At 65.3% G+C, this 6,983-nt stretch carries 6 protein-coding genes; 2 read left to right on the top strand and 4 right to left on the bottom strand.

Annotated elements, in window-relative coordinates:
- Positions 1 to 143 precede the first annotated feature (143 nt).
- From mgtA to ACTHLF_RS14020, 3 genes are all read right to left on the bottom strand, one after another.
- The gene (gene mgtA / locus ACTHLF_RS14030; RefSeq protein WP_440327965.1) at positions 144 to 2,768 is read right to left on the bottom strand and encodes a magnesium-translocating P-type ATPase; all 2,625 of its coding nucleotides are present in this window, start codon (positions 2,766 to 2,768) and stop codon (positions 144 to 146) included.
- Between the two features lie 158 nt (positions 2,769 to 2,926).
- On the bottom strand, positions 2,927 to 3,103 hold the full coding sequence (locus ACTHLF_RS14025) for a hypothetical protein (RefSeq protein WP_440327964.1): 177 nt from the start codon (positions 3,101 to 3,103) through the stop codon (positions 2,927 to 2,929).
- Positions 3,104 to 3,358: 255 nt separating this feature from the next.
- Entirely contained in the window at positions 3,359 to 4,267 is a 909-nt protein-coding gene (locus ACTHLF_RS14020; protein WP_440327963.1) for a LysR substrate-binding domain-containing protein, read from the bottom strand.
- A 99-nt stretch (positions 4,268 to 4,366) separates the two neighbouring features.
- Between ACTHLF_RS14020 and ACTHLF_RS14015 the strand changes: the two genes are divergently transcribed.
- Both ACTHLF_RS14015 and ACTHLF_RS14010 read left to right on the top strand, forming a co-directional pair.
- The gene (locus ACTHLF_RS14015; protein WP_440327962.1) at positions 4,367 to 4,573 is read left to right on the top strand and encodes a hypothetical protein; all 207 of its coding nucleotides are present in this window, start codon (positions 4,367 to 4,369) and stop codon (positions 4,571 to 4,573) included.
- Between the two features lie 78 nt (positions 4,574 to 4,651).
- Positions 4,652 to 5,608 carry an aldo/keto reductase gene (locus ACTHLF_RS14010; RefSeq protein WP_440327961.1) on the top strand — a complete coding sequence of 319 codons (957 nt, stop codon included), beginning with the start codon at positions 4,652 to 4,654 and terminating at the stop codon, positions 5,606 to 5,608.
- A gap of 145 nt (positions 5,609 to 5,753) precedes the next feature.
- Here ACTHLF_RS14010 and ACTHLF_RS14005 read toward each other — a convergent pair.
- The coding region (locus tag ACTHLF_RS14005) for an NADP-dependent isocitrate dehydrogenase (RefSeq protein ID WP_440327960.1) at positions 5,754 to 6,983 on the bottom strand (1,230 nt) is incomplete at its 5' end.

Here is a 6,983-nt window from a genome sequence, read left to right as displayed (position 1 = left end):
AGCCCGCCTCAACCACCAGTCGGATGGCTTCAGCCTTGACGGCCGGGGAAATTATCTTGAAACCCATAGATCACCTCGCAGGAGATTTTGCTCCTACTGGTGGTCCAGAAAAACCCGGCCACTACAGGTGGGCTCCTACGGAATCAGAGCCAGGTTTTGTAGCGGCGGATGTAGAGCGTCTTCACGATCTGGGTGAGTACGCAGTACGACACCAGCGTCAGCGCCAGCCAGCCGAAGTACGCACCCGGAAGCGGCGTCATGCCGATGCGCGCCCCCAGCCCCGAGAACGGGATGAGGATGCCGATCACCATGATCGCGCCGGTCAGCGCCAGCACCGGCGCAGACGCCATGCTGCGCAGGAACGGGATGCGCCGCGTGCGGATCATGTGCACCACCAGCGTCTGCGAGAGCAGGCCCTCGATGAACCAGCCGGACTGGAACAGCGACTGGTGGGCCACGTCGTGCGCGCCGAACACATGCCACATCAGCCAAAACGTCGTGATGTCGAACACCGAGCTCACCGGGCCGATCCAGACCATGAAGCGGCCGATGTCACCCGCATCCCACTTGCGCGGCGTGCGCAGGTATTCCTCGTCCATGCGATCGAACGGGATCGACAGCTGCGACAGGTCGTACAGCAGGTTCTGCACCAGGATCTGCAGCGGCAGCATCGGCAGGAACGGCAGGAAGGCGCTCGCCACCAGCACGCTGAACACGTTGCCGAAGTTCGAGCTGGCGGTCATCTTGATGTACTTCATGATGTTGCCGAAGGTGACGCGGCCCTCGAGCACGCCCTCTTCCAGCACCATCAGGTTCTTTTCGAGCAGGATGATGTCCGCCGATTCCTTCGCGATATCCGTGGCCGTATCCACCGAGATACCGACGTCGGCATCGCGCAGCGCCGGTGCGTCGTTGATGCCATCGCCGAGGAAACCCACGGTGTGGCCCTTGCGCTGTAGCGACTTCACCACGCGCGCCTTCTGCACCGGCGACATCTTGGCGAAGATGGTGGTGCTCTCCACCATCGCATCCAGCGCCTCGTCGTCCAGCTGCTCGATATCGCGGCCGAGCGCGGTGCCGGAGACGTCCAGCCCGACTTCCGCGCAGATCTTCTTCGTCACCGCTTCGTTATCGCCGGTGATGACCTTCACGGCGACGCCATGGTGGTTCAGCGCGCGAATGGCGGTCGCCGCCGAATCCTTCGGTGGATCAAGGAAGGCCAGGCAACCGACGGCAGTGAGGCCGGATTCATCGGCCACGCCATAGGCACGGTCGCCGATCGGATCGCGGCGCACGGCCACGACCAGCACGCGAAGGCCGTCCTCGTTGAGCCGACGGGTCATCGCGCGGATCTCGGCACGCTTCTCCTCGGTCATTGGCTCGACCTCGCCACCGATGCGCGCCTCGGTGCAGATCGCCAGCATCTCCTCGACCGCGCCCTTGCAGATCACCAGTTGCTCGTACTCGCCGTCGGTCACCACCACCGACATGCGGCGGCGCTGGAAGTCGAACGGAATCTCGTCAACGATGCGGAAGCGGTGGGCGATGGTCTCCAGGTCACGGTGCGCGAGCACCGCCTTGTCCATCAGGTTGCGCAGGCCGGTCTGGAAGCGACTGTTGAGGTAGCCCCACTCCAGCGCCTCGTCGGAGTCGTCGCCATCGAGATCGACATGCCGCTCGAGCACGATCTTGTCCAGCGTGAGCGTCCCGGTCTTGTCCGTGCACAGCACGTCCATTGCACCGAAGTTCTGGATCGCGTTGAGGCGCTTCACCACCACCTTGCGCTTCGACATGGCGATGGCGCCCTTGCCGAGGTTGGCGGTGACGATCAGCGGCAGCATCTCCGGGGTGAGACCCACGGCGACGGAGAGCCCGAACATGAAGGCTTCCAGCCAGTCGTGCTTGTCGAACCCGTTGATGACGAAAACGATCGGCACCATCACCGCCATGAAGCGGATGAGCAGCCAGCTGACCGACGAGATGCCCTTGTCGAAGCTCGTCTGCACGCGCTCACCCGAGAGCGTGCGCGCCAGCGAGCCCAGGTAGGTGCGCGAACCCGTGGCCAGCACCACCGCGGTGGCGGTGCCGGAGACGACGTTGGTACCCATGTAGCAGACGGTCGGCAGGTCGAGCGGGCCGCCGCTTTCAGCGGGCGACGCACCGTGCGGCGCCGTCTTCTCGACCGGGATGGATTCGCCGGTGAGGATGGCCTGGGAGATGAACAAATCCTTGGCCGTGATGAGGCGCAGGTCGGCGGGGATCATGTCGCCGGCACCGAGGTGGACGATATCGCCGACCACCAGCTCTTCGACCGGCACCTCGATGCGCTCGGCATGGCCATCCTCGGCGCGGCGGGTCACCGAGGCGGTGTTGCGCACCATCGCCTTCAGCTTCTCCGCGGCCTGCGAGGAGCGGTATTCCTGGGTGAACGAGAGCAGCACGCTGATCCCGACCATGACCGCGATGATGGTCGGGCCGGTCAGGTCTTCCGGATCGGTGAACAGCTGCACCACCGCGAGCACCAGCAGCACGATGATGAACGGGTTCTTGAAGGCGTGCAGGAGCTGGACCGCCCAGTGCGGAGGCTTCTCGTGCCCGACTTCATTGATACCGTCGCGATCGAGGCGCTCGGCGATGGCCTCCTCGTCGAGGCCGTCGATGCGGGAATCCAGCGCGCGCAGCAGCTCATCCGCCGGACGGAAGGCGTCCGCGGTCGCGTTGGTAAAGGTCTTGGCGGCGACGGCCGCCGGCGAGGTGTGGATCTTCATGGCTCGCTACCTACCCGGCACGTGGGACCGGCGGGCGCGAGCGGCTTGCGGCCGCAGTTAGCCGAAAGCAGGCGCGCCGGCTCGGGGCCGACGGACGGAATTCTCGTTGGATGTGACGATGGACCGCGAGAGCGGCGTCGTAGTGTCTATGTCGCTGTTCATGATTGCGGCAGTTTGCCGTCAGCCGGTTTCAACGAGCTTTCAGCCGAATCGAGCGAACGCGGCACCGTGATCGTGCGCTTCACCGGCTGGGCGGTGCCGCGACGACGGGCGAGTGCGAAGGCGAGACGGCGCCCGAACATGCGCGGGCTGGTCTTGTCGAGCTGGAGATTCATGGCTCAATCCTCGAATAACGGTAGCGCACGGCTACCGACGAGGAGAGCCGGACTTTCCCTAGTAGGAGAAAGCGCCGGCCGACCGGGTGCGGTCGCCGCGGGCGATGTGGTTTTCAAACGCCGGGACCCGATGCGAGCGGGAGCCGGCGCGTGTACTAGGGTGAACGTCCATATGCCTGGATAAGCTAAGGAGGGTGCAGCCCGGCCGGACCAGCCCGGGGAGCCGGACAATTGTCGCGCCGCAGCGCAAATGGGTCAAGCCGGCAGGGGCCGGTCTTCGCTGATCCCGGCCTCGTATTCGGCCGCCTCGGCCAGCAGCCATTCACGCAGCCGGGTAAAGCCCGCGTGGGTCTCCGAACGCTTCGGATAAACGAGGTAATAGGCTTCGGCGACGCGCATGCGCTCCTTGCACAACACGGTCAGCGCCCCGCACTCGATCAGCGAGCGCGCCATGACCAGGCGGCCGAGGGCGACGCCCAGGCCCTCGAGCACCGCCCGCTGCAGGTGCTCGGTGTTGTCGAAACGCGCGACGTAGCGGGAGGGCAGCGGCATGCCGAACTGCTCGGCCCAGTCGTTCCAGCGGCCCGACGGATCGCCCAGCAACGGCCACCCCTTCAACGAGGTATCGGGAAGGCCGCCCATCTTGCGTACCAGCGAGGGACTCGCGATCGGCACGATGAATTCACCGAACAGCCGCTCGGCCTTCGTCCGCGGCCACGCCCCCAGGCCATAGCGGAACGCCGCATCGATCGTCGGCTCGCGGTCGAAATCCACCAGGCCCACCTGGGAATGCAGGCTGAGTTCCAGCTCTGGATGGGCGGCGACCAGCCTGGGCAGGCGCGGCACCAGCCAGCTCGAGGCGACGGAGGGCAAGGTGCTCAGGGTCACCGAATCCTGGTGACGGCCCTGGAACCGGCCGAGCGCGTGCTCGATACCCTCGAAATGGTGGCCGATGGCTTCCAGCAGGTTGGCGCCATCGGCCGTGAGGGTCACCCCGCGTGGGCCGCGATCGAACAGGGAGCGGCCGAGGCGTTCTTCGAGGTTGCGGATCTGGTGGCTGAGCGCGCTGACGGTGAGGTTCAGCTGCTCGGCGGCGCGCGCGAGCTTGCCCGTCCTGGCGACGAGCACGAACCCCTGGAGCAAGCCGAGCGGAAGACGGGACACGTGAATTTCCCTCAAGTCCGGGTTGCAAACATATCGCTTTTTTGCGGGCCGCGAAAAGCCCAACCTTTAGCCCACGACAAGTCGACCAGGAGGGATGTCATGGCTTCGATCTTCACCGGCCTTGCCTTCATGCATGGCCACATCGTGGACAAGGAACTCATCCTCGCTCTCGGCGCGCCGGAGCGTGAAAGGCCTGGTGGGAGTGCGCTTGCGCGCGATACGGAGGCCGGCAAGGAGCATCGCGCGCAAGCGCGCTCCAACAAGGAGGCCGCTGCCTGCGGGGGTTCGGCAGCAGCCTGCTGCTGAGGCGCGCCGGCGGGGTTGACGTCCTTGCCACCTCGCATGGGTCATCATGGGGACTGATCGTTCCCATGGGATCCCCGCATGAAGCTTCGGAAACTCGGCCGCTCGCCCCTGCAGGTCGCACCACTCGCGTTTGGCGGCAATGTGTTCGGCTGGAGCGCCGATGAGGCGCGCTCGTTCGAGCTGCTGGATGCCTTCGTCGACCATGGCTTCAACCTCATCGATACCGCCGATGCGTACTCCGCGTGGGTGCCAGGCAATGAAGGTGGTGAGTCCGAAGCCATCATCGGCCGCTGGCTGAAGAAGAGCGGGAAGCGCGACAAGGTCGTCATTGCCACCAAGGTGGCCAAGTGGAAACGCTACCCTGGCCTCTCGCCCACCAACATCCGCGAAGCCGTGGAAGACTCGTTGCGGCGCCTTCAGGTCGATTGCGTCGATCTCTACCAGGCGCATGAGGATGACCCCAAGGTTCCGCTGGAAGAAACGCTGCGTACGTTCGATGAGCTGGTGAAGGCCGGCAAGGTGCGCGTGATCGGTGCCTCCAACTACGACGCGGCGCGCTTCGCCGATGCGCTGAAAACCAGCGAGACGAAGCAGCTTGCCCGCTACGAATCCATGCAGCCCGAATACAACCTCATGGACCGCAAGGGCTTCGAGGATGGCCTGCAGCCCCTCTGCGTGAAGGAAGACGTCGGCGTCATCAGCTATTACTCGCTGGCCAGCGGCTTCCTGAGCGGCAAATACCGCAGCGAAGGGGACCTGCAGAAGAGCGCGGCCCGCGCACCCAAGGTCAAGGGCTACCTCAACGAGCGCGGCATGCGCGTGCTCGCCGCGCTCGACCAGGTCGCGAAGGCGCATGGCGCGACGCCGGCGCAGGTTTCCCTTGCCTGGGTGATGGCGCAGCCTTCGATCGCTGCGGCGATCGCGAGTGCGACGACCACGACACAGCTTTCGGAACTGGCGCGTGCGGCGGACATCGTCCTCTCCAGCGAACAGCTGCATAGCCTTGCTTCGGCCTCTGATCTCACGAAAGAGTAAGCCGGGGAGTGAGTGTCGGCCTGCGCGGTGAGTAGTCACGGCTAGGCAACGGCATGGATTGGCCGGGCCTTATCGCGTGCAAGCACGCTCCCACAATGCGTGTGCGTTTGTGGGAGCGCGCTTGCGCGCGGTGGGTTCGCCGCAGTTAGGGGCGCAGCCCGTCGATCACGGCGTTCAAGGATGCACTCGGACGCATGGCCGCTTCGACCAGCTGCATATCCGGGTGGTAATAGCCCTTGATCTCGACCGGCTTGCCCTGGGCGCCGTTGAGCTCGGCCACGATCTTTGCCTCGCCTTCCGACAGCGCCTTGGCCACCGGAGCGAACTTCGCCTTCAGGTCGGCGTCGTCATCCTGCGCAGCGAGGGCTTCCGCCCAGTACATCGCCAGGTAGAAATGGCTGCCGCGGTTGTCGATCTCGCCAACCTTGCGCGCCGGCGACTTGTTGCTGTCGAGGAAGCGGCCGTTCGCCTGGTCGAGGGTCTTGGCAAGCACGCGGGCATGCTTGTTGTCGTAGCGCTCGGCCAGGTGCTCGAGCGAGGCCGCGAGGGCCAGGAACTCACCCAGCGAATCCCAGCGCAGGTAATCCTCTTCGACGAACTGCTGGACGTGCTTCGGCGCCGAACCACCCGCGCCGGTCTCGAACAGGCCGCCGCCGGCCATAAGCGGCACGATCGAGAGCATCTTCGCCGAGGTGCCCAGTTCCATGATCGGGAACAGGTCGGTGAGGTAATCGCGCAGCACGTTGCCGGTGACCGAGATCGTGTCCTGGCCCTTGCGGATGCGCTCCAGCGAGAACTTCGTCGCTTCTTCCGGCGCGAGGATGCGCAGGTCGAGGCCCGAGGTGTCGTGATCCTTGAGGTAGCGCTCGACCTTGGCGATCACCTGCGCGTCGTGCGCGCGGTGCTTATCCAGCCAGAACACCGCCGGCGTGTTCGACAGGCGCGCGCGCTGAACGGCCAGCTTCACCCAATCCTGGATCGGCGCGTCCTTGGTCTGGCACATGCGCCAGATGTCGCCCTGCTCCACCGCATGCTCGAACACGACGCTGCCATCTTCCGCCACGACACGGACGGTGCCGTCGGCCGGGATCTGGAAGGTCTTGTCGTGCGAGCCGTATTCCTCGGCCTTCTGCGCCATCAGGCCCACGTTAGGCACGCTGCCCATGGTCGCCGGATCGAACGCGCCGTGCGCGATGCAATCCTCGATGACCACGGCGTAGACGCCGGCATAGCTGCGATCCGGGATCACTGCCTTGGCGTCCTGCAGCTTGCCTTCGGCGTTCCACATGCCGCCGCTGTCGCGGATCATCGCCGGCATCGAGGCATCGATGATGACGTCGCTCGGCACGTGCAGGTTGGTGATGCCCTTGTCGGA

This window comes from Luteibacter sp. (assembly GCF_051958795.1).
Taxonomy (GTDB): domain Bacteria; phylum Pseudomonadota; class Gammaproteobacteria; order Xanthomonadales; family Rhodanobacteraceae; genus Luteibacter.
The sequence above is the reverse complement of the archived record's forward strand: the minus strand, read 5'-3'. Positions and strand labels throughout refer to the sequence as shown.

Bases quoted from the DNA above. Each gene is read 5' to 3' on its own strand.
- mgtA (WP_440327965.1), bottom strand. From the start codon at position 2,768: ATGAAGATCCACACCTCGCCGGCGGCCGTCGCCGCCAAGACCTTTACC.
- ACTHLF_RS14025 (WP_440327964.1), bottom strand. From the start codon at position 3,103: ATGAATCTCCAGCTCGACAAGACCAGCCCGCGCATGTTCGGGCGCCGT.
- ACTHLF_RS14015 (WP_440327962.1), top strand. From the start codon at position 4,367: ATGGCTTCGATCTTCACCGGCCTTGCCTTCATGCATGGCCACATCGTG.
- ACTHLF_RS14010 (WP_440327961.1), top strand. From the start codon at position 4,652: ATGAAGCTTCGGAAACTCGGCCGCTCGCCCCTGCAGGTCGCACCACTC.